Raw genomic sequence first — 1825 nt, 5'->3', positions numbered from 1 at the left:
TTTCCTGGCTAGACATGGCTTGTCCTCCCGCTGTGAACGTGTCGGTGTTGGATAATGTGTTGGTGGCCAAGGGATATCGCCCCGTAGATCGTGATCAACTGTTTCTGCAACCACCGGATATGCGGGAATGGTTACCCGCGACCGATCCGGTGTGGTTGGTGATCGCTGCGGTAGCTCAGCTCGACACCACAGCGATTCATCGCACCCGCCGCACCGGCGGCGTCGGCCGTGCCGGGTACGACCCGGACATGCTGTTGACGGTGTTGATCTGGGGATGGGCGCACGGTCAGCGGTCCTCACGCACGTTGGAGCGGTTGTGTTCGCGTGATGTGGCGTTCCGGATCATCTGTGCTGGTGACGCCCCTGATCACGCGACGATTTCCCGGTTCCGAGCCGACAGTGCCACCGCGATGGAAAGCCTCTACGCGCAGGTGTTGATGCTGTGCGCCCAGCTGGGCATGGGCAACCTGGGTGTCGTCGCGTTGGACGGAGTCAAAATCGCCTCCAACGCCTCGATGAGCACCAACCGCACAAAAGGCGGGTTGGACAAGGCCGCCGCCGAGCAGGCACTCGCCGACGCCCGTGCTCTGGCCCGCAAGGCCGCCGCCGCCCACGCCGCCACCGACGCCGCCGAAGACGAAATGTATGGACCCGACGCCCGCGACGACGTTCCCGCCGATCTGGTCGACCCCCGTTCGCGGGCAGCGCGGATCGCCGAAGCGTTGGCCGAGATGGCGAAGAAGTCACCGACACAGATCGAGCGTGAGGCCAAGAAGAGTCGCAAACAGGCACGTCAACAAGCAGCGGAGACGAAACGTGCCGAACAACTCGACACCTACGAACACCAACGTGAACAACGTGACGGTGCACCGCTCGGGTCGCCGCCGACAGAGATCCGGGTCGAAGTGTTGACCCGCAACCTCGAATACGCCCGCGCCGATCAGCAAGCCAAGATCGACCGCTACAACGCCGGCAACGGTCGCGGCAAGGCGCCCGTCCCGGTCGAGCAGGCCTACAAAGTCACCCGAGTCAAAGCTGCGTTGGACCGTGCGATCGCAGACCGCGAGCAGCGTCAGCTGGCAGAATCGGCGGCCGAGCACGTGGCCGCGCAGGTGAGCGAGAAGACGCCGTCACCACCGGCATGGTTGACCGAACCGAAACGCAACATCACCGATCCGCAATCGCGGATGATGCCGCTGCGTGGTGGTGGGTGGCTGCAGGGCTACAACTGTCAGGCCGTGACCAGCAGTGACGGGCTGATCATCGCCACTTCGGTCGGCAACAACCCCAACGACGCCACCACCTTCACCACCATGCTCGACAAAGCCGTCGCCGCAGCGGCGTTGATCGCCACACACCGGCCCAGCACCGTCGACGAGGAGGAACCTGCGATCGGTGTGCTCCTCGCCGACGCCGGCTACCTCAGCGAAGACAACCTCACCCATAAGGGTCCGGACCGGCTGATCGCGGTTGGCAAAAGCCGCGACGCCGCCACCGCGGCCCGTGAACAGCCCACCGAAGGACCACCGCCTGCCGATGCCACCCCGCTCGAAGCCATGGCGCATCGGCTGCGCACTCCCGAAGGGCACGCCCTCTACAAACAACGCAGCCACATCGCCGAGACACCGTTCGGCCACGCCAAACACAACCTCGGGTTCCGCCGCTTCAGCAGCCGCGGAATCACCCGAGCGTCGGCCGAATTCGCCTTCCACGCACTCGTTCACAACCTGTTCAAAGCCATCCGAACCAACAACCTCGCCGCCGCGACCTGACCCACCACGCCACCGGCAACCACCGACCGAACTACGGTCCGCATCTACAACAC

General features: G+C 64.6%; 1 protein-coding gene. It reads left to right on the top strand.

Translation table 11 applies throughout. From position 1 onward, the window contains the following. The first annotated feature begins 62 nt into the window (after positions 1-62). A complete protein-coding gene (locus ACHIRB_RS30790) occupies positions 63-1772 on the top strand; it encodes a transposase (protein WP_395126749.1) in 1710 nt (569 codons plus the stop codon). Positions 1773-1825: the final 53 nt, after the last annotated feature.

Origin of the sequence: Antrihabitans spumae, from assembly GCF_043944905.1 — a bacterium.
Classification (GTDB): Bacteria; Actinomycetota; Actinomycetes; order Mycobacteriales; family Mycobacteriaceae; genus Antrihabitans; species Antrihabitans spumae.
The sequence above is the reverse complement of the archived record's forward strand: the minus strand, read 5'-3'. Positions and strand labels throughout refer to the sequence as shown.